19 protein-coding genes are annotated in these 20,398 nt (G+C 37.0%); 13 read left to right on the forward strand and 6 right to left on the reverse strand.

The genetic code is table 11. The features are described 5' to 3' along the window. The first annotated feature begins 141 nt into the window (after window positions 1-141). The 6 genes from WG904_RS07725 (at window position 142) to WG904_RS07750 (ending at window position 5,139) form a co-directional block, all read left to right on the forward strand. Window positions 142-987 carry a transketolase gene (locus WG904_RS07725; protein ID WP_339578738.1) on the forward strand — a complete coding sequence of 282 codons (846 nt, stop codon included), beginning with the start codon at window positions 142-144 and terminating at the stop codon, window positions 985-987. Window positions 988-1,039: 52 nt separating this feature from the next. Continuing rightward, window positions 1,040-1,996: a transketolase family protein gene (locus WG904_RS07730; RefSeq protein ID WP_339578739.1), complete on the forward strand. Its 957-nt coding sequence runs from the start codon at window positions 1,040-1,042 to the stop codon at window positions 1,994-1,996. A gap of 92 nt (window positions 1,997-2,088) precedes the next feature. Continuing rightward, window positions 2,089-2,649, forward strand: coding sequence for an RNA polymerase sigma factor (locus WG904_RS07735; protein WP_339578740.1), 561 nt, complete (start codon window positions 2,089-2,091; stop codon window positions 2,647-2,649). Window positions 2,650-2,763: 114 nt separating this feature from the next. Then, window positions 2,764-3,390, forward strand: coding sequence for a hypothetical protein (locus WG904_RS07740; RefSeq protein WP_339578741.1), 627 nt, complete (start codon window positions 2,764-2,766; stop codon window positions 3,388-3,390). Window positions 3,391-3,402: 12 nt separating this feature from the next. Continuing rightward, the gene (locus tag WG904_RS07745) at window positions 3,403-3,870 is read left to right on the forward strand and encodes a hypothetical protein (RefSeq protein WP_339578742.1); all 468 of its coding nucleotides are present in this window, start codon (window positions 3,403-3,405) and stop codon (window positions 3,868-3,870) included. Window positions 3,871-3,945: 75 nt separating this feature from the next. After that, entirely contained in the window at window positions 3,946-5,139 is a 1,194-nt protein-coding gene (locus tag WG904_RS07750; protein ID WP_339578743.1) for an aspartate aminotransferase family protein, read from the forward strand. Between the two features lie 126 nt (window positions 5,140-5,265). Here WG904_RS07750 and WG904_RS07755 read toward each other — a convergent pair whose 3' ends face one another. The 5 genes from WG904_RS07755 to WG904_RS07775 all read right to left on the reverse strand — a co-directional run bounded on the left by WG904_RS07755 (window position 5,266) and on the right by WG904_RS07775 (window position 12,899). Then, window positions 5,266-6,186, reverse strand: a complete 921-nt coding sequence (locus tag WG904_RS07755; protein WP_339578744.1) for a DUF58 domain-containing protein — start codon at window positions 6,184-6,186, stop codon at window positions 5,266-5,268. A gap of 5 nt (window positions 6,187-6,191) precedes the next feature. Next, window positions 6,192-7,400, reverse strand: coding sequence for a PQQ-dependent sugar dehydrogenase (locus WG904_RS07760; protein WP_339578745.1), 1,209 nt, complete (start codon window positions 7,398-7,400; stop codon window positions 6,192-6,194). Window positions 7,401-7,492: 92 nt separating this feature from the next. Next, window positions 7,493-7,810, reverse strand: a complete 318-nt coding sequence (trxA, locus tag WG904_RS07765) for a thioredoxin (protein ID WP_339578746.1) — start codon at window positions 7,808-7,810, stop codon at window positions 7,493-7,495. A 73-nt stretch (window positions 7,811-7,883) separates the two neighbouring features. After that, window positions 7,884-12,314 carry a DNA polymerase III subunit alpha gene (gene dnaE / locus WG904_RS07770; RefSeq protein WP_339578747.1) on the reverse strand — a complete coding sequence of 1,477 codons (4,431 nt, stop codon included), beginning with the start codon at window positions 12,312-12,314 and terminating at the stop codon, window positions 7,884-7,886. A 129-nt stretch (window positions 12,315-12,443) separates the two neighbouring features. Continuing rightward, on the reverse strand, window positions 12,444-12,899 hold the full coding sequence (locus tag WG904_RS07775; protein WP_339578748.1) for a lipocalin family protein: 456 nt from the start codon (window positions 12,897-12,899) through the stop codon (window positions 12,444-12,446). A gap of 340 nt (window positions 12,900-13,239) precedes the next feature. Here WG904_RS07775 and WG904_RS07780 point away from each other — a divergent pair, with 340 nt between their 5' ends. The 5 genes from WG904_RS07780 (at window position 13,240) to WG904_RS07800 (ending at window position 16,666) form a co-directional block, all read left to right on the forward strand. Next, window positions 13,240-13,689, forward strand: coding sequence for a DUF6624 domain-containing protein (locus tag WG904_RS07780; RefSeq protein WP_339578749.1), 450 nt, complete (start codon window positions 13,240-13,242; stop codon window positions 13,687-13,689). Between the two features lie 275 nt (window positions 13,690-13,964). Beyond that, window positions 13,965-14,903 (forward strand): malate dehydrogenase, encoded by a 939-nt coding sequence (gene mdh, locus WG904_RS07785; protein WP_339578750.1) that lies wholly within the window; start codon window positions 13,965-13,967, stop codon window positions 14,901-14,903. Continuing rightward, window positions 14,903-15,325 carry an aspartyl protease family protein gene (locus WG904_RS07790; RefSeq protein WP_339578751.1) on the forward strand — a complete coding sequence of 141 codons (423 nt, stop codon included), beginning with the start codon at window positions 14,903-14,905 and terminating at the stop codon, window positions 15,323-15,325. Before mdh ends, WG904_RS07790 begins: the two co-directional genes overlap by 1 nt. Before the next feature lie 56 nt (window positions 15,326-15,381). Beyond that, window positions 15,382-16,071: an N-acetylmuramoyl-L-alanine amidase gene (locus WG904_RS07795; RefSeq protein ID WP_339578752.1), complete on the forward strand. Its 690-nt coding sequence runs from the start codon at window positions 15,382-15,384 to the stop codon at window positions 16,069-16,071. 58 nt (window positions 16,072-16,129) lie between these two features. Then, entirely contained in the window at window positions 16,130-16,666 is a 537-nt protein-coding gene (locus WG904_RS07800) for an SRPBCC family protein (protein ID WP_339578753.1), read from the forward strand. A 129-nt stretch (window positions 16,667-16,795) separates the two neighbouring features. On the opposite strand, the gene gyrB is transcribed toward WG904_RS07800, so the two are convergent. Beyond that, window positions 16,796-18,754 carry a DNA topoisomerase (ATP-hydrolyzing) subunit B gene (gene gyrB / locus WG904_RS07805; RefSeq protein WP_339578754.1) on the reverse strand — a complete coding sequence of 653 codons (1,959 nt, stop codon included), beginning with the start codon at window positions 18,752-18,754 and terminating at the stop codon, window positions 16,796-16,798. Window positions 18,755-18,967: 213 nt separating this feature from the next. Between gyrB and WG904_RS07810 the strand changes: the two genes are divergently transcribed. Both WG904_RS07810 and WG904_RS07815 read left to right on the forward strand, forming a co-directional pair. Beyond that, window positions 18,968-19,564 (forward strand): OmpH/Skp family outer membrane protein, encoded by a 597-nt coding sequence (locus WG904_RS07810; RefSeq protein WP_339578755.1) that lies wholly within the window; start codon window positions 18,968-18,970, stop codon window positions 19,562-19,564. A gap of 331 nt (window positions 19,565-19,895) precedes the next feature. Beyond that, the gene (locus tag WG904_RS07815) at window positions 19,896-20,372 is read left to right on the forward strand and encodes a nucleoside deaminase (RefSeq protein WP_339578756.1); all 477 of its coding nucleotides are present in this window, start codon (window positions 19,896-19,898) and stop codon (window positions 20,370-20,372) included. Window positions 20,373-20,398: the final 26 nt, after the last annotated feature.

The following is a 20,398-nucleotide window of genomic DNA, read 5'->3' on the forward strand; positions in this document are numbered from 1 at the left end:
TATTTTTATCTTGCCAAAGTTTGATGAGCATCGTGCTTCATCAGCTTATTTAACGCTTATAAACTTTACTTTTTTTGATGAACTGAATTGCTTTAGCAACAAAGGCTTCATCGAACCCTTAAATACCAATACTTAAAACTGATGAAACACACAATTAGCGAATTAGAAGATATTGCTTCGCAAGTTAGAAGAGATGTGCTTAGAATGGTACATGCAGTGCAATCTGGGCACCCAGGCGCATCATTAGGTTGTGCCGATTTTTTTACGGCACTCTATTTTGAAGTACTTAACCACAATCCAAAATTTAGCATGGAAGGTGTAGGAGAAGACTTATTCTTTTTGTCGAACGGACACATTTCGCCAGTTTGGTATAGTGTTTTAGCAAGATCAGGTTATTTTGAAGTAAGCGAATTGGCCACATTCAGAAAATTAGATTCAAGATTACAGGGTCACCCTACCACTCACGAAGGTTTACCAGGCGTTAGAATTGCTTCTGGATCATTAGGTCAAGGTTTGTCTGTAGCTATTGGCGCTGCTTTAACTAAAAAAATTGATGGCGATAAGTCTTTGGTATATGTGCTAATGGGTGATGGAGAATTACAGGAAGGGCAAAATTGGGAAGCCTTGATGTTCGCTCCTTTCCATAAAGTGGATAATTTAATCGCAAGTATTGATTATAATGGTCAGCAAATTGATGGTCCAACCGAAAAAGTGTTATCGTTAGAAAATCTTCAAGCTAAATTTGAGGCTTTTGGATGGCACGTAATTAGTTCTGATGGCAATGATATGGCCGAAATTACCAAAGCTTTACATTATGCTAAATCATTAACTGGAAAAGGAAAACCAATTTTAAACTTAATGAGCACTCAAATGGGCTATGGTGTCGATTTTATGGTAGGCACGCATAAATGGCACGGTTCTGCACCAAGCGATGCACAATTGGAAGTTGCATTAGGCCAGATTAAAGAAACAGCTGGAGATTATTAAAAGAAAATGAAGACCTGCGGAGCAAGCTTGATACCGCCAAAAATAAATACTAATGAAAAAATACACATATACAGAAAAAAAAGATACACGTTCGGGTTTTGGAGCTGGATTACATGAAGCAGGTAAACGCAATGAAAATGTGGTTGCACTTTGTGCTGATTTGGTTGGGTCTTTAAAAATGGATGCTTTTATAAAAGATTTTCCAGAACGTTTTGTGCAGGTAGGTATAGCCGAAGCAAATATGATGGGAATTGCAGCGGGTATGTCAATTGCCGGTAAAATACCTTTTACAGGCACTTTTGCTAATTTCTCTACTGGAAGAGTTTACGATCAAATTCGTCAATCTATAGCTTATTCTGGCAAAAACGTTAAAATCTGTGCTTCACATGCAGGGTTAACCCTTGGCGAAGATGGTGCAACACATCAAATTTTAGAAGACATTGGATTAATGAAAATGTTGCCAGGTATGGTGGTCATCAATCCATGCGATTATAATCAGACTAAAGCGGCAACCCTGGCTATTATGGACTATGAGGGGCCAGTTTATTTACGTTTTGGACGACCAGTTATTCCCGTTTTTACACCCGAAGATCAAAAATTTGAGATTGGTAAAGCCTGGATGGTAAATGAAGGTAAAGATGTTACTATTGTTGCAACTGGGCATATGGTTTGGAGGGCTATCGAAGCTGGAGAAAAATTAGCAGAGTTAGGAATTGATGCCGAAATTATCAATATACATACCATTAAACCTTTAGACGAAGAAGCAATTCTAAAATCTGTTAAAAAAACGGGATGTGTAGTAACGTGTGAAGAGCATAATAAGTTTGGTGGACTTGGCGAAAGTGTAGCTCGATTATTAACTACGGAATATTTAGCTCCACAAGAATTTGTGGCTGTTAACGATAGTTTTGGTGAAAGTGCAACTCCAGATCAATTAATGACGAAATATAAATTAGATCCATCAGATATTGTTGCTGCAGTACAGAAGGTAATGAAAAGGAAAGTTTAAAAAAATCCGGAAGTTGTTAGTGGGGAAGTCCGAAAGATCGGGCGGCAAAATATTGCAACTTTTCAACATTACAACATTATAACAAGCAGAAGATGAAACAAGTTGAAGATTCAGAAATATTGCTCAAATTTAGTGTAGAAAAAACACGAATTGAAGCATTCAACTTGCTTTTAGCTAAGTATCAGCAAAAAATCTATTGGCATATCCGTCGATTAGTGATTGATCACGACGATACCGATGATTTAGTTCAAGAGTCGTTTGTAAAAGTGTGGAAGAATTTAGCCAATTTTAGGAGTGATTCACAGCTTTATACATGGATTTACCGCATTGCAACAAATGAGTCGATTACTTTTTTAAATAAAAAGAAGCTTAAAAACAATATTTCATTGGATGATGTTAGTGGAGAACTTGCCGAGAGTTTAACTGCAGCACACTATTTTGATGGGGATCGAATACAACGCAAACTTCAAGAGGCCATTTTAACCTTACCCGAAAAACAGCGTGTTATTTTTAATATGAAGTATTTTGATGATATGAAATATGATGAAATATCGGAAATATTGGGCACCAGTGTAGGCGCATTAAAAGCTTCATTTCACATCGCTGTAAAAAAAATCGAAAGTATTTTAACAAATGATGAGCTAGAATATTAAACCTTTTACAAAAAAATCTATCAATAGTACGTGACGAATATAGAAAATGAAACCATCCTGAGATCAATAACCGTTTTACAGCGCCTCATGATAGCTTCATAACCGATGAAAGATATGAAAAAAGATGAAAATATGGAGTGGGAAAAGGAAGCGCCAACATTAGCTGGATTACCTAGAATCACACCATATCGTGTTCCCGATAACTATTTTAATGATTTAACAAGTCGGCTGAGTGCTATTGCGTTTTTAAATGGCTTAACAGAAGTGGATGGCAGTGGATTTGTGGTGCCGCCAAATTATTTTGAAGCGTTAAATGCGCAGGTTAAAAGTAGAATTGCAGTAGAGCAATTCAAGTCACTTACCTCAGCAGATGGCTTTAAAACTCCAGCTAACTATTTTGATAAGCTTCAAGCTTCAATTTTAGAGCAAACGGTTAATGCAAGACCCGAACCAAAAGTTACTCGTTTCTGGAGTTCTGATGTTATGCGATATGCAGCTGCGGCGTGTTTTATTTTATTAACAGCTAGTGGATTGTACTTAAACCAACAAAGTATTGTAAAAGCAGAAAATCAATCTACTGAATTAACAAGCGATGTGATGCTTTATGATATCGATGAAAGTGTAATTATCGAGCATCTTAAAGAAACTCAAGCAGCTACCAATGCCTCTGCTTCGCAGGCCGAAATGGAAAGTTATATACTTGATCACTATTCGTCTACCGATTTGTCTAATAATTTATAATTAATGATAGCCATGAATTTAACTTTTAGGAATTTAAGCTTAGTGTTGAGTTTTGTATTGTTATCAACTATTGCATTTGCTCAAGGTGAACGATTTAACATTGAAAAAATAGAGGCTGCTAAAATTGCTTTTTTTACTCAAAAACTAGATCTTTCTGCCGATCAAGCCAAAGTATTTTGGCCAATCTATAACGATTATCAGCGAGAGCAGGAGGCACTACGTGCTGCACAAAGACAAAAAATGATTAGTTATAGAAAGGTTAAAGAAATTGATGAAATGACTGATGCTGAAGTTCAAGCTTTTATCTATAACGATTTCAATTTTAGGCAGAAAGACTTAAATGTCGATAAAAAATATTACAATAAGTTTAAAGCAAGCCTACCCATAAAAATTGTAGGTAAATTTTATAGAGCCCAAGAAGCCTTTAAAAGGGAACTTTTAAACCAATTTAGAGGTGGTGGTTCACGAAGAACTAATTAAATAAATAGTTAATTTTTTTTATAATATCCCGATTGTTAATTCAGTTGGGATTTTTTATTTCCCTATTTTTGCTTCATGTTAACACAACGCCAATTATTTCTTCAGCATAATGCACAAACTTCTACAACTCCACTCCTATTAGAGTTTGTGAAAGCAAAAGGTATATATTTATTTGATTCTGAAGGTAAAAGATACATGGATTTAATTGCTGGAATTGGTGTAAGCAATGTTGGCCATTGTAATGATGATGTAGTTAATGCCGTAAAACAGCAAGTTGAGACCTATATGCATTTAATGGTCTACGGAGAGTTTGTTCAAAGTCCACAAGTAAATTTTGCAAAAGCAATAGCTGATGTATTACCTGGCTCATTAAATTGCACTTACTTCGTAAATTCAGGTACAGAAGCCGTAGAGGGTGCAATGAAATTAGCAAAACGATTCACCAATAGAACTGAACTGATTGCCTACAAAAATAGCTATCATGGCAGTACGCAAGGTGCTTTAAGTTTAATGGGAAACGAAGAATTTAAACAAGCTTACCGACCCCTACTTCCCGATATTACATTTATTGATTTTAACCACCTTCCAAGTCTCGATAAAATTACCAGCAGCACTGCGGCTGTATTTATCGAAACCATACAAGGAGAAGCTGGCATACGTGTGCCTAGCAAAACTTATTTGCAAGCCTTACGTAAAAAGTGCTCAGAAACAGGTGCGCTTTTAGTTTTTGACGAAATACAATGCGGCTTTGGTCGCACCGGAACCTTATTTGCTTTCGAATATTTTGATGTTGTTCCAGATGTTTTACTACTGGCAAAAGGAATTGGCGGCGGAATGCCCATAGGTGCTTTTATCGCATCGAAAGAAATCATGGCAGTACTTGCTGAAAACCCAATTTTAGGACATATCACTACTTTTGGAGGTCACCCAGTAAGTTGCGCTGCTGGTCTAGCCACATTAAATGCGATTTTAAAAGAAAATTTGGTAGCGGGTGTAAATAAAAAAGGGGATCTTTTCAAAGCGTTGTTACAACATCCGTTAATTAAAGAAGTACGAGGCAAAGGATTAATGTTGGCGGTAGAGTTCGATAGCTACGAAACCAATAAAAGAATTATCGATGCTTGCATAGCAGATGGAATAGTGACCGATTGGTTTTTGCATTGCAGTAACTCGATGCGTATCGCTCCGCCTTTAATTATTACTGAAGAAGAGATCAGGGAAGCATGTGGGGTGATATTAAGGAATATTGATGCAGTTTGCAAGCTATGAGGGTTATGCAATTTGCTATCTGGCCTCGAAGTACAACCTCTTCGGCGAAACGGCTCGCCTTGGATTATTTGTTTCTTTCTCATCCAAAGGAAAAAGAAAGAATTTTTCAAGTCAGCCGAGCAAAGGCTACCCCATTCTTTGTCTTTTAATTAAATATCCTAGTAATACTTGATCAAATCCGGCTTTAATATCAGCATCGACCATATCAATTTTATATTGTGCACATTTTAGCATGAGCATTTGACGGTAATTGCTCATCTCTTCTAAATATGAACTTTTAACTTTCGAAGTGTGAGCTTTTAAAACGGCTCCCGTTTCCATATCAATAAACTGATACGGCCTATTTGCAAAGTTAAAATCTACCTCTTTGCTTTTATCGGTAACGTTAAAAATAATAACCTCATGCTTATTAAATTTCAAATGTTGCAATGCAGAAAATAGTGAATTAATTTTTTCTTCGTCGTGTACGGTTTGCATCATATCACTAAAAACTACTACTAAAGATCTTGTATGGATTAATTCTGCGATTTGATGTAAAGCAAAAGCCAAGTTGGTTTGGATATTCATTTTTGGCGATTGCAAAACTTGTTCCAACTGTGAGAATAGATACTTTTGATGGGTATTTGTTGATTTTGAGGCTGTATTTAAAATTAACTGATCTGTAAATAGGCTTAACCCAAAAGCATCTCTTTGTTTTTTTAATAAATACATTAGCGCAGCTGTACTTTGTACTGAAAAAGTTAGCTTATTGTATTTATCATCTGGGAAATACATTGATGAAGATGTATCAATCACAAACTGGCAGCGAAGATTGGTTTCTTCTTCATATCGTTTACTAAAAAGTTTATCGGTCTTTGCAAATAGCTTCCAATCGATGTTTTTTACACTATCGCCAGTATTATATAAACGATGCTCAGCAAATTCGACAGAAAACCCATGGAATGGGCTTTTATGCAAGCCTGTTATGAAACCTTCGACCACTTGTTTGGCCAAAAGTTCTAAGTTGGTATGTAGCTGTACGTTTTCGTATTGATCGAGAATCGCCATATTAATTACTTCTTGGCAATCTTAAATAAGTTGCCGCTATCTGTTATTGCATATAATGCACCGTCATTGCCAGTAACTAGATCTCTCCACCGTTCGTTCTTATCAGCCAACAATCGTTCTTCTCCTAAAACTTTATTGCCTTTAATTACCAACCTAATGATATGTGAGCCCCCTAAAGCTGCAACAAATAGATTATTCTTCCACTCTGCAATATTACCAGTATAAAACGCAATGCTTCCTGGCGAAATACTTGGATTCCAATAATAAACAGGTTGTTCCATTCCAACCTTTTGCTGAATGCCTTCCCCAACTTTTTGTCCGCTATATTCTGTTCCATAAGTGAGAATTGGCCAACCATAGTTCTTTCCAGGCTTAATTAAGTTTAACTCGTCACCACCTTTAGGCCCAAATTCGGCTTCCCATAACTCGCCAGTTTGGGGGTGGATTACAAGTCCATCTGGATTACGGTGTCCGTATGAAAAAATTTCTGGCTTAACGTTTGCATTTCCAGCAAATGGGCCACCTGCTACAGCTTTTCCTTCTGGAGTTAGGTGAAGAATTTTACCCAACGAAGAATTTAAATATTGTGCCTGAACTCTAATATCTTTGTCTGAACGCTCTCCTGTGCTTACGAATAAGTTTCCTTTTTTATCGAATACAATTCTTGAACCATATTGAAGTTTACCTGTATGTGCAGGAGTGGCACGATAAATCACGGTTTGATTTTCAATTGCCGTTTCATTCGCTGCCAATTTCCCTTTAGCAATAGCTAATAAAGCGCCCTTACTTTGTGGTTCTGAATACGCCCAATATACCAACCTACTTTTTGCAAAATCGGGCGATAAGGTTACATCCAAAAGTCCACCTTGTCCGGCATCATCCACTTTGGGAAGTCCAGTTATTTTTTTAGCTAGAGTTCCATTTGCTAATACGATTACCATTGTGCCTTCCTTTTGGGTGATGAGAAATCGCCCGTCTGGCATTACCGAAATACCCCAAGGCCTTTCCAGTTTATTGTTAACAACAGTAGCTGTAAAAGGAGTAGCAGACTTAATTGCTTTGATTCTTGTTTGACCTTCGAAAGCAGGCTTATAATCAGCTGATGGCTTTCCGGTTTCTACAGAATTTTGTGCCGAAACATTTGTTTCATTGATGCAACTAAGCAAAAAACTAGCAATGAGTAGACTTAAGCATTGAAGATGAATTTGTTTCATATTTTTTGATTTATCTAAAAGAACAAAAAAATATTGGCAATAAAAAATCCGAACCCACAAAGAATTCGGATTTTGAAATCTATAGTATACTATTATAATTGTTTATCTAACTTTCCTGCTAATACAGATTTTGGCACTGCACCCACTTGTTTATCAACTACTTCACCATTCTTAAAGAACAACAAAGCAGGAATGTTACGAATACCAAATTGCGTTGAAATTTGAGGGTTGTTATCAACGTTTACTTTGCCAACAATAGCTTTTCCTTCATACTCTTTTGAAATTTCATCTACCACTGGACCAACCATGCGGCAAGGACCACACCATTCTGCCCAAAAATCTACCAAAACTGGTTTATCTGATTTTAATACAACTTCCTCGAAGTTTGCATCTGTTATTTCTAATGCCATAACTTATTTTTTAATTTATATACAAATATATTATCAATTGTAATGCCATCAATAGACCTATGTCAATATGACACTAATTCAACTTATAGTTTACAACATTCAGTTTAGTTAATTGTTCTAAAAACTGATTGTTAGGATTTATCTTTAAAGATTTAGAAGGTAGTTCTAACTTGAGGTTTAGTTCCCTATCGTACACTTCAAAATTCAATTTACAATTATGGCGTTCGGTGCTTTCTTTATTTTCTTTCAAAATGATGTCAATTTTTGCCATTAAATCGTCATTTATCTCTTCAATTGGAACTTGAATGGTGATACATTTTGTCAGCTTATCGCGTAATTCAGACAATAAATCTATCGATGTAACTTTAAATTCCCAATCCCCTTCTTTTTTAAAGCGTTCGCCTACTCTACCTCTGATTTGTAAGAAGTATCCTTCGGTTAAGAACTGTTTAAACTTTAAAAAGTCGTCTCCAAATAATGCAATTTCGCAACTATCGTCGTAATCTTCAAAAATGAACGTTCCAAAAGGCTTACCAGTTTTTGTAATACGTTGAGAAGCAATCACTACTAACCCACCCACCACTAAATCTCTATTCTTAATACCTTCAAATTCGGCCAAAATCTCTTCGTTGGTATCACCAGATCGAATCTTATTTACCACACTTAAATGCCGAACCGAATGCTGACAAAAATGATTAAGTTCAAAACGGTAATCATCTAAAGGGTGACCGGAGAGGAAAATTCCAATCGCATCTTTTTCATATTTTAAACGATCTATTAAGCCCCATTCTGGCGAAACTGGAAAACTTGGTTCTAAGATTAGATCCGCTTTAGAACCTCCAAAGAGCGAAGCTTGTGATGAATTCTCGTTATTCTGAAAATCGTTCGCATATTTAATCAGCTTCTCAATTCCATTCATTTTATCGTTTGCCCCGATATAAAAATATTGCGCACGATGGAAGCCAAAAGCATCAAATGCACCACTATATACAAAGCTTTCGTAGGCCTTTTTATTTACAATTCTTGTATTGGAGCGTTTAGAGAAGTCGAACACCGAAGAATAAGGCCCATTTGCTCGCTCTTCAATAATACTTTCTACTGCCTTTTCGCCTACCCCTTTTACGGCCGACATCCCGAATCTTATTTCTCCCTTAGCATTTACCGAGAACTTTAAATCCGATTCGTTTACATCTGGGCCTAAAACTGTAACCCCCATTTGTCTGCATTCTTCCATAAAAAAAGCAACTTGCTTAATATCGCTCATGTTATTGGAAAGTACTGCGGCCATGTATTCTGCCGGATAATTAGCTTTTAAATAGGCGGTTTGGTAGGCAATCCATGCATAGCAAGTAGAATGCGATTTATTAAATGCATATTCGGCAAAGGCTTCCCAATCTTTCCAAATCTTTTCAAGGATCTTTTCATCATGTCCTTTTGCAGCTCCTTGTGTGATAAATTTAGGTTTCATTTTATCTAACACATCACGTTGTTTCTTACCCATTGCTTTACGCAAAACATCGGCTTCACCTTTAGTAAAATCGGCTAACTTTTGCGACAAAAGCATTACTTGCTCTTGGTAAACCGTAATTCCGTAGGTTTCTTTTAATAGCTCTTCGCAAGCTTCCAAATCGTATTTTATTTCTTCATCTCCATTTTTTCGTTTAACGAAACTAGGAATGTAAGCAATCGGTCCGGGCCTGTACAACGCATTCATGGCTATTAAATCACCAAAAACAGTTGGTTTTAGCTCTTTCATGTACTTTTGCATCCCCGCACTCTCATATTGGAAAATGCCTACCGTTTCGCCACGTTGAAAAAGCTCGTAGGTTTTAATATCATCGATTGGAAATTCATCAGGATTTAAATCAATATTATGTCTTTTTTTCACCAGTTTTACGGTGTCTTTAATTAAGGTTAATGTCTTTAACCCTAAGAAGTCCATTTTTAATAAGCCAGCACTTTCAACTACCGAGTTATCAAATTGGGTAACATACAAATCAGAATCCTTTGCTGTGGCAACTGGAACAAAATTCGTGATATCATCGGGTGTAATAATTACCCCACACGCATGAATTCCAGTATTTCGTAATGATCCTTCTAAAATAATAGCTTGTTCAATCGTTTCTGCACTTAGATTTTTCGCAGCAGCTAAAGCTTTTAACTCCAGAATTTTCTCATATTCATCTGGACGGAGAGCAGCTTTTAAAGTTTTTTCGTCTAAGTTAAATATTTTAGCCAACTTCATGTTCGGAATGAGCTTGGCAATTTTATCCGCCTCGAAAAGTGGCAAATCTAACACTCTAGCTGTATCGCGAATAGAGGATTTTGCCGCCATGGTACCATAGGTGATAATTTGAGCCACCTGACTAGAGCCGTACTTATTAATTACATAATCCATTACGCGACCACGTCCCTCATCATCAAAGTCGATATCAATATCGGGCATGGAAACACGCTCTGGATTAAGGAATCGCTCAAATAGTAGATCGTATTTTAACGGGTCGATATTGGTTATCCATAAACAATAAGCCACTACAGAACCAGCAGCCGAACCACGACCAGGACCTACTGAAACATCGCGTCTACGCGCTTCCGCAATAAAATCCTGTACAATCAAGAAATATCCTGGATACCCTGTTTTTTCTATCGTGGCCAGTTCAAAATCTAGCCGCTCTATTATTTCTTCGGTAAGTTCTCCATAACGCTTTTTGGCACCTTCGTAGGTTAGATGCCTTAAATATTTATTTTCACCCCGTTTACCACCATCTTGTTCATCTTCAGAGACCATAAATTCTTCTGGAATTCCAAATTTTGGCAAAAGCACCTCTCTTGCTAACTCGTAGGCTTCTATTTTGTCGACAATTTCTTGGGTACTTAAAATGGCTTGAGGTAAATCAGCAAAAAGAGCCTTCATCTCGTCGGCCGATTTGAAATAATATTCTTGATTGGGTAAACCATATCGATAACCTCTCCCTCTACCAATTGGAGTGGCTTGTTTTTCAGCATCTTTAACACACAATAAAATATCATGCGCATTGGCATCTTTCTTACTAATGTAATAGGTGTTGTTTGTGGCAACTAATTTAACCTGGTGCTTATTGGCTAGTGCGATCAAATCTGTATTTACACGATCTTCATTTTCTTGATCATGCCGCATTATCTCGATATAAAAATCATCACCAAATTGCTCCTTCCACCAAATAAGTGCTTCCTCGGCTTGTTTTTCGCCTAAATTTAAAAGTTTACTTGGAATTTCACCGTACAAATTGCCAGAAAGCACGATAATATCTTCTTTATATTGCTCAATTATAACTTTGTCGATCCGAGGTACATAATAAAAGCCTTTTGTATAGGCAATGGACGACATTTTAGCCAAATTATGGTACCCTTTCTTCGTTTTTGCTAGCAATACGATTTGATACCCATCGTCTTTACGTTTCTTATCTGTATGATCATCGCAAACGAAAAACTCGACCCCAACAATTGGCTTCACGAGTTGTGCAACGGGCATTTCTCCTTTTTCTAAAGCTTCTGCATTTTTAGCTTTTGCATCTTTATTGTGCTTCGAAACATTGCTCACAAAGTGGAAAGCACCCATCATGTTCGCATGGTCAGTTAACGCAACGGCGGGCATGCGGTGTAATGCCGCAGCTTTTACTAAATCGGGTACACTAATTGTGGATTGTAAAACAGAGAATTGGGTATGGTTATGTAAATGTGTAAAACTAGCCGAGGCCAATTCTTGTTTATTCCCTGCTAAAGTTTGCCTAGAAATGCCACCAGTTTGAACGCTTTGTTGGCGTTTTCTAATTTCATCAGAGGCTGTTTTAAGATTTATATGTTGTAAACCTACTGCAGAAATTGGAATTGGATTTGCTTCAGCGAAGCGTTTGAAATACTCCGTATCAACCTGCAGCTCTTCCTTTTTAAATATCTCCTTTTTTATTAATTCTAGAAAGCATCTTGTGGTGGCTTCCACATCCGCCGTTGCATTATGTGCCTCTGAAAATGGGACGCCAAAAAGATATTGATGCAATTCAGTTAAATTTGGTAATTTAAATTTACCGCCCCTACCCCCCGGAAGTTTTAACAACTCGGCAGTAATTTCAGTGCAAGTATCCAAAACGGGCTTCTTGGCCATTTCACTTTCAAGGCCTAAACGATGAAACTCACATCCCATAATATTTACATCGAACCCTACGTTCTGCCCAACCACAAATTTAGCTTTGGCTAATGCTTCATTAAATTTGACTAATACATCGCTAAGATTAACTCCCCTCTCTTGCGCTAATTCTGTAGAAATTCCATGTATTCGCTCCGCATCATAGGGAATATTAAACCCATCTGGCCGTACTAAATAATCTTGATGCTCTATTAAATTACCCAACTCATCATGCAATTGCCACGCAATTTGCACACAGCGGGGCCAATTATCCGTATCGGTAATAGGTGCATTATAATTACGTGGTAAACCAGTTGTTTCGGTATCAAAAATTAGGTACATACTAGGACGAGTAGGATTGTAGGATGTAAAGATTAGTGGTTTATGCGACAATCCAAAAATAGAGAATTTACCTCGTTAACTTATCAGTAAATTATCAACAAAATCTTAAAATTCTACGATCCAATACACTTAGTATTCGTGATCTTGACTCACTAAACTTCCTGTATCGTATCCAATCTCCCTACAACGCTCAATAATCTCCTTTAACAATTCTGGATCAATTTTTGGCTCTCTGGCCATAATAAATAGATATTTCTTATCAGGATGCCCAACTACTACATAACTATAATCATCAGCCAATTCGATTACCCAATAGCCTGCTTTAAAAGGCCATACAAATTGCGCTTTCATATCTCCGTCGGGTTTATGCTCATCGAAAAATAATTTAGATTTTACTGAGCTTTCTTCAGACTTACCTTGCTTGTGATAAGTGGTTAACACTTCAAAATGATCATCGGCTACTAACATATAATATTCTATCGTTTGTTTCCAATTTTTGTCTAGAAGAGTTGGAATGGAATACAAAGAGTACCATTTCCCTTCGTATGCCTTATAGTCAATGAGATTTACAGGTTGATTTTCCATAATTTTTTCATTTGTAATAACGGAGTTGAAAAGAAAAGGTTTTATTGAAGTTTAAGAAAATAGATTTCTTTTTTAATTAATGCTGATTTTTATGTAATTCGCATCTCTATGGTTAAATCTATTTATACCCAGATAAGGAGTAAATTTCTAAAGGCTTAGTAATATATAAATGTTAAATAAGGTTAAAGCGGGTAAATTACTACGAAATATTCGTAAATTTTTGGCTAATTTGTAGCATATTTTTAAAGCTATGAAAATTTATTCGATACTCTTATTTCTAGTTCTTAGTGCCCATTCAGGCTTTTCCCAGAAGTCGATTAACTTAGAACTAAAAAAACAATTGGATTCAATTTTACAACAAGATCAAGGCATAAGAGAATTTATTGACTCTGAAACCTCAGAAAAACGAAAAGATACAATTGCCCAAATGTTTAGCTACACTACAGAAGAGCTGAAGAAAAAAGTTTGGACCCTGATGAAGAAAATCGATTCAATAAATTTGAATAAGGTGGCTCATATTATTGCAAAGTATGGCTATCCAGGCAAAACACTAGTTGGAGAGCCAACGAATACTACTGTATTTTATGTCATACAGCATAATATCGAACAAATTCCAAAATACTATCCTTTAATTGAAGATGCAGGAAAAAATGGAGAACTGCCATTTAGGTACGTAGCTATGATGCTAGATCGAAAATTAGTGAGTGAGGGGAATGAGCAAATTTATGGTACACAAGGGGCAATGCAAATGATTCCCAACTCCAAAACGGGAAAAAAAAGAACCTTTTGAATATATAAACCCTATTAAAGATCCAAAAAACGTAAACAAAAGACGTAAAGAAGCTGGCTTTGATAGCACAGTAGAAGAAAATGCAAAGCGATTGGGGATTGTTTACAAAGAATATACCCAAAATGAAATTGATAGGATTATCAAAAAACAGCCAAAACCCTAGTACAAAATTTTCAAGTTAATAACAAATTTGAGAAAGCGCTTTTTTAAACTAATGCAATTTGATAACTTCGGGGCGTAAATAATTTCTATCCAAAAATCTATAAATTTATAAAATGAAGATAACGGTAGTAGGGGCTGGTGCAGTTGGTGCCACCTGTGCAGATAACATCGCCAGAAAAGAATTAGCTGAAGAATTAATTTTGTTAGACATTAAAGAAGGTTTTGCTGAAGGTAAAGCCATTGATATGATGCAAACGGCTACTTTATTAGGTTTTGACACTAAAATTAAAGGGGTAACGAACGATTATAGTCAAACTGCAGGTTCGGCTGTTGCTGTAATTACTTCGGGCTTACCACGCAAACCGGGGATGACTCGTGAAGAATTGATAGGTATCAATGCAGGTATTGTTAAAGGCGTAGCCGAAAATATTTTAAAATATTCTCCTGATGCGATTATTATTGTAATTAGTAATCCGATGGACACCATGACGTATTTAGCGTTAAAATCTTTAGGTTTACCAAAAAACCGCATCATCGGAATGGGTGGCACATTAGATAGTTCACGCTTTAAATATTATTTAAGTGTAGCTTTAGGCTGTAACTCGAATGATTTGCAAGGTTTTGTAATTGGTGGCCACGGTGATACAACAATGATTCCTTTAACTCGTTATGCAACCTACCAAAGTTTACCAGTTAGCGAATTGTTAGATGAATCCACTTTAGCTAAAGTGGCAGCAGATACCATGGTTGGTGGAGCTACGTTAACAGGTCTGTTAGGTACTTCAGCTTGGTACGCTCCAGGTGCCGCAGGCGCTGCGTTAGTAGAAGCGATTGTACGCGATGAGAAAAAGTTATTTACTTGCTGTGTAGCTTTAGAAGGCGAATACGGTCAACAAGACATCTGTTTAGGTGTACCTGTAATTGTTGGTCGCAACGGATGGGAAAAAATTATTGACTATAAATTAAATGAAACGGAGCAAGCGGCATTTAATAAAAGTGCTGATGCAGTACGTAGCATGAATAATGTATTGGCGGAGATGAAATTGATTTAATGAGAACAATCACTGTTCCCCTAATTCTAATTAACTTACAAGACGACGGTTTCCACCTTTTGGTGGAAATTGTTGTTTTCGGAGAAAAATTATTTGCCGTTTTAGATACGGGAGCCTCCCGATCAGTTTTTGATAAAGGGTTGATGGAAAAGCATATTAAGGAGCTTACCATTAGCAACGAAGCTCAAGCGGCAACCATTTTTAGCACCAGTACGACACTTCAAGGCATTATCCCAAATTTAAAAATTGGCGGGCTAACCTTAAAAAATTATCAAACAGTAGGGCTCGATTTACAAGGCGTTACAGACACCTACCTTCAATTAGGACATCCCGCTGTATCAGGTATTATTGGCGGTGATATTTTAATGGAGTTCACAGCTAAGATTGATTACAAGAAGCGAGTTTTGAGATTTTATAAGTGAGCTTAATTCGCTAATAGGTTAATTTACAAATTATTATTGCTTAAATTTTAATCATTATGTCTCATTACGCAATACTCAAATCTCAATACTTTAAAATTCTTTTTTTTGTCGTTTTATCTATTCCCATTAGCTCATTCTCGCAACAACTTAAAATCGTTGATAAACCCATTATTTACGATTCTACGCGCATAAAACTCTCTTTAAAATATCTTAAAGAGCGACATGGCATGGTGCAAAACAGCGTGAAAATCGAACCGGTAATGGTTGTTTTACACTGGACCGCAGCAAAAACCATGCTTTCTACATTTAATGCATTTAATACCCCAACCTTAGAAGGTGATCGAAAAGACATTGCTGGAGTAAGCAATTTAAACGTTTCTTCTCAGTTCTTAATCGATAGAGATGGGACAATTTATCGTCTGATGCCTGAAAATAGCTTTGCACGGCATGTAATTGGTTTGAATTATTGTGCAATTGGAGTAGAAAATGTTGGCAGTAGCAATTTTCCGCTTACAACTGCTCAGCTTTTAGCGAATGAACAACTGGTTCGTTATCTAAGTAAAAAATATAAAATCTCTTATCTCATCGGTCATTATGAATACACATTATTCAAAAATACTTCTCTTTGGAAAGAAACAGACCCGACATACCAAACTGAAAAAACAGATCCCGGTATAGATTTTATGCAAAAGATAAGAGCTAATGTTAAAGATCTTGGCCTGAACGGCGCTCCAGCTACAAAATAAGACTTGCAATTTCTATCTGTTTATGCTTAACTTTAAGTAAACCAAACAAATTTAAATTATGAAGATTTTAAAAGTAATAGGAATTATTGTCCTTGTATTGGCAATAATAATTGTTGTTGGCGGCATGTTTTTACCTAAAACGTATACCGTTAGCCGTACTACCGCAATTAATGCATCAGACAGTGTAGTTTACAAAAACATCGCAGATTTCAACGAATTTTACAAATGGAACCCGTGGGCTAGACAGGAACCAACTGCTAAAATAAAAGTGAGCGGACCAGTTGCCGCACCGGCTCATTTGTACGAATGGGAAGGAAAAGAAACTGGCCAAGGCTACATGAAAATTAAAAGTGTAGAACCTAACAAAATGGTTGATATTGAACTGAAATTCCTTAAACCATTCGAAAGTATGGCAGATACACGTTTCGATATTACTCCAGACGGTTCGGGAAGTAAAGTAACTTGGACCATGAGTGGCGAGAATAACTTAATGAGCAAATGGATGGGTGTTTTCATGAGCATGGATAGCATGATTGGAAAAGATTTTGAAAATGGCCTTACGTATTTAAAAGAGAAATCTGAAGCGGGGAAATAGTCTATTTATTATTACCATACATAAGAACATTATGTATGTAATTTTCGTTATAAAAAGCCTCCTAGAATATTTTCTAGGAGGCTTATATTAAAAATAGACTGAAACTGCCGCTTTAAGAATCTCGACTAATTAGGCATCAATTTTCGCATATTTCGCATTACGCTCAATGAATTCTCTACGAGGGGCAACTTCATCCCCCATTAACATAGAGAAGGTATGATCGCATTCTGCAGCATTTTCTATTGTTGCTTGTAATAGCGTACGATTTGCAGGATTTAAAGTGGTATCCCATAACTGTTCGGCATTCATCTCTCCCAAACCTTTGTAACGCTGTATGTGTACGCTTTCTTCTTTACCTGCACCTTTTAAGCGTTGTACCGCTTGATCGCGCTGGGCATCATTCCAGCAATATTCGAAATCTTTCCCTTTTTTTACTTGATAAAGAGGTGGAGCAGCAATGTACACATAACCCGCTTCTATTAAAGCCCTCATGTAACGATAAAAGAACGTTAAAATTAACGTGGTAATGTGCGAACCGTCGATGTCCGCATCCGTCATGATTACAATTTTATGATAGCGAAGTTTTTGCAAGTTTAAGGCTTTATCGTCTTCCGGTGTTCCTATACTTACACCAAGAGCGGTAAACATATTCTTAATCTCGTCGTTTTCATAGATTTTGTGCTCCATCGCCTTTTCTACGTTCAAGATTTTTCCTTTTAAAGGTAAAATGGCTTGAAAATTACGATCACGTCCTTGCTTTGCTGTTCCACCAGCGGAATCTCCCTCTACAAGATACAATTCGCATTTTTCTGGATCACTATCCGAGCAATCGGCAAGTTTACCGGGTAGCCCTGAACCACCCATTACGCTCTTCCGTTGAACCATCTCACGCGCTTTACGGGCAGCCGCACGAGCCGTAGCAGCCAAGATCACCTTATTAACGATCATCTTTGCTTCTTTAGGATTTTCTTCAAGATAAGCACCCAAAGCCTCACCAACGGCTACATCAACCGCGCCCATTACCTCAGAGTTCCCTAATTTGGTTTTGGTTTGTCCTTCGAATTGCGGTTCTTGTACCTTTACGGAAACTACTGCCGTTAGACCTTCTCTAAAGTCGTCTCCGGTAATCTCCATTTTCAAATTCTTTAACAAACCCGATTTATCTGCATAACTCTTCAAGGTACGCGTTAACCCCCTACGAAAACCTGCAATATGTGTTCCTCCTTCGTGCGTATTAATATTATTTACATACGAATGCACATTTTCTGAGTAACTATCATTGTATTGAAAAGCTAACTCAACAGGCACACCTTGTTTAATGCCATCAATATAAATAGGCTCAGGTAAGAAAGACGCTCGCGTTCCATCTAAAAACTTAACAAATTCTTTTAAACCACCCTCAGAATGAAAAGTCTCGGTTAAAAATGAACCATCTTCTTGAGGATCGCGCTCATCAGTTAAGGTTAACGTAATTCCTTTATTCAGAAAAGCCAACTCGCGTAAACGAGAAGCTAAAGTATCATATTTATATTCTGTAGTTTGCGTAAAGATGGTAGCATCGGGCGTAAAGGTTACAATAGTTCCCCTTTTATCGGTTACCCCAACTTCTTTAACATCGTATTGTGGAACACCAATTTTGTATTCCTGCATCCATATTTTTCCTTCACGGTGAACCTCTGCTTTAAGATCGGTTGATAATGCATTTACGCAACTTACCCCCACCCCGTGCAAACCACCCGATACTTTGTAGGTATCTTTATCGAATTTACCACCGGCGTGTAAAACGGTCATTACAATTTCTAAGGCCGATTTGTTTTCTTTAGTGTTAATACCAGTAGGAATACCACGACCATTATCTTCAACTCGAATAGAATTATCGGCCAAAATATTTACGATAATGGTATCGGCGTGACCAGCTAAAGCCTCATCGATTGAGTTATCTACTACCTCATATACCAAATGATGTAAACCCTTCACACCCGTATCGCCAATATACATCGAAGGACGCTTACGTACAGCCTCCAACCCCTCTAAAACCTGTATATTATCTGCCGAATAATTTGACTTTGAATCTTTTTCTTCGCTCATAATTTTATCTAATACTTAAAGAATCAAAAATAACCATTTTTGGATGAATTAACGCATATTGTGGATAACTATTTGAGTGTTGAAAGCATTCTAATTTTAACGAAAAAATAGCAACTTTTAACTAATCAACGCACCTTATTTTTGAATAAAAAACGTATGTTTTTAGGATACTCCAATTTGATTTTTATATTTGCTAAACTTTAACAAAATAGAATGAACCAGACCCCATTAAAATTAAGCAGTTTTGCGGCTGCAATAGCATTAGTTTCAGTTCTAACTGCATGCGGAAATAAAGACACCAAAACTGAAGCAACAAAAACTGCTGCTACAACCGTTTCGGCAGATGAAAAGATAGTTTATGTAAACTCCGATACATTATTAACCAAATACGAGTACTTTAAAGAACTTAAAGCCAAAATGGAAACCAAAGGAAAAGCAGCCGAAAGTGATATGGCCGCTAAAACACAAGCTTTCCAACGTGAAGTTCAACAATATCAGCAACAACAAAATACTTTGCCAGCCGATCAAAGAGCGGCTACAGAGCAAAGATTAGCGCGCAAACAACAAGAATTACAAGCTTATCAGCAAAATGCTGGTGCAGCATTACAAAACGAGCAAGCCAAAGAGCAAGAAGTGCTTTACAATAAAGTGGCAGAATATTTAAAAACCTATGCTAAAACAAAAGGCTACAAAATGGTTTTAACCTATTCGAAAGGAAATAGCGCAATCTTGTTCGCTGATGAAAGTTTAGATGTAACCAAGGCCGTTATTGTGGGCTTAAACGAAGCGTACGCAAAGGATAAGAAGTAGTTGGGAGTTGGGTATAGACTCGCGACTAAAGACTAAAACAAAGGCTCCGAGAAATCGGGGCATTTTTTTTGCTTGATAACCTGATTTGGAATAGGGGTGGGATAGCCATTATGCACAAATTAGCCAAAGCACTCCCATAAATAGCACCTCGAGCGAAGCGAAAGCATGAAGACCAACAAAACAATATAAATTACTGAATAAATAAGCAGCCAGGAGTTTAATACTAGTTTGTTTTTGTCTTTATTGGAAGTATTGAGCTCGCTTTGCTTCTCTTAACCCAAACTCACTTATATTAACAATAGCCGCATCTGCGGCAAAAAAATTATTCCCTATGAACAACCAACACGAAACCTTTATGCGTATGGCGATAGAACTTTCGGCACAAAACGTACTGCAAAGTCTAGGTGGCCCATTCGGTGCTGTAATTGTAAAAGATGGAAAAGTAATCGCTAAAAGTGCCAATAAAGTAACGTCAAGCAACGACCCCACCGCTCATGCCGAAGTAGCGGCAATTCGATTAGCTTGTAAAAAACTGAAGACGTTCGATTTATCAGGTTGTATTGTGTACACCAGTTGCGAGCCTTGTCCGATGTGTTTAGGCGCATTATATTGGGCCAAAGTAGACACGGTTTACTATGGAAATACCAAAGCAGATGCCGCAGCAATTAACTTCGACGATCAATTTATTTACGACGAGTTAGACAAGAATTTATCCGACCGAAAATTACCCATCAAGCAGTTGCTTAGAGATGAAGCGCAGCAAGCATTTAAACTCTGGGAAAAATCGGCAATGAAGATTGATTATTAAAAGCCAAACACTTTATACAAACTTTG

It is taken from the genome of Pedobacter anseongensis, assembly GCF_037482965.1.
Lineage (GTDB): Bacteria > Bacteroidota > Bacteroidia > Sphingobacteriales > Sphingobacteriaceae > Pedobacter > Pedobacter anseongensis.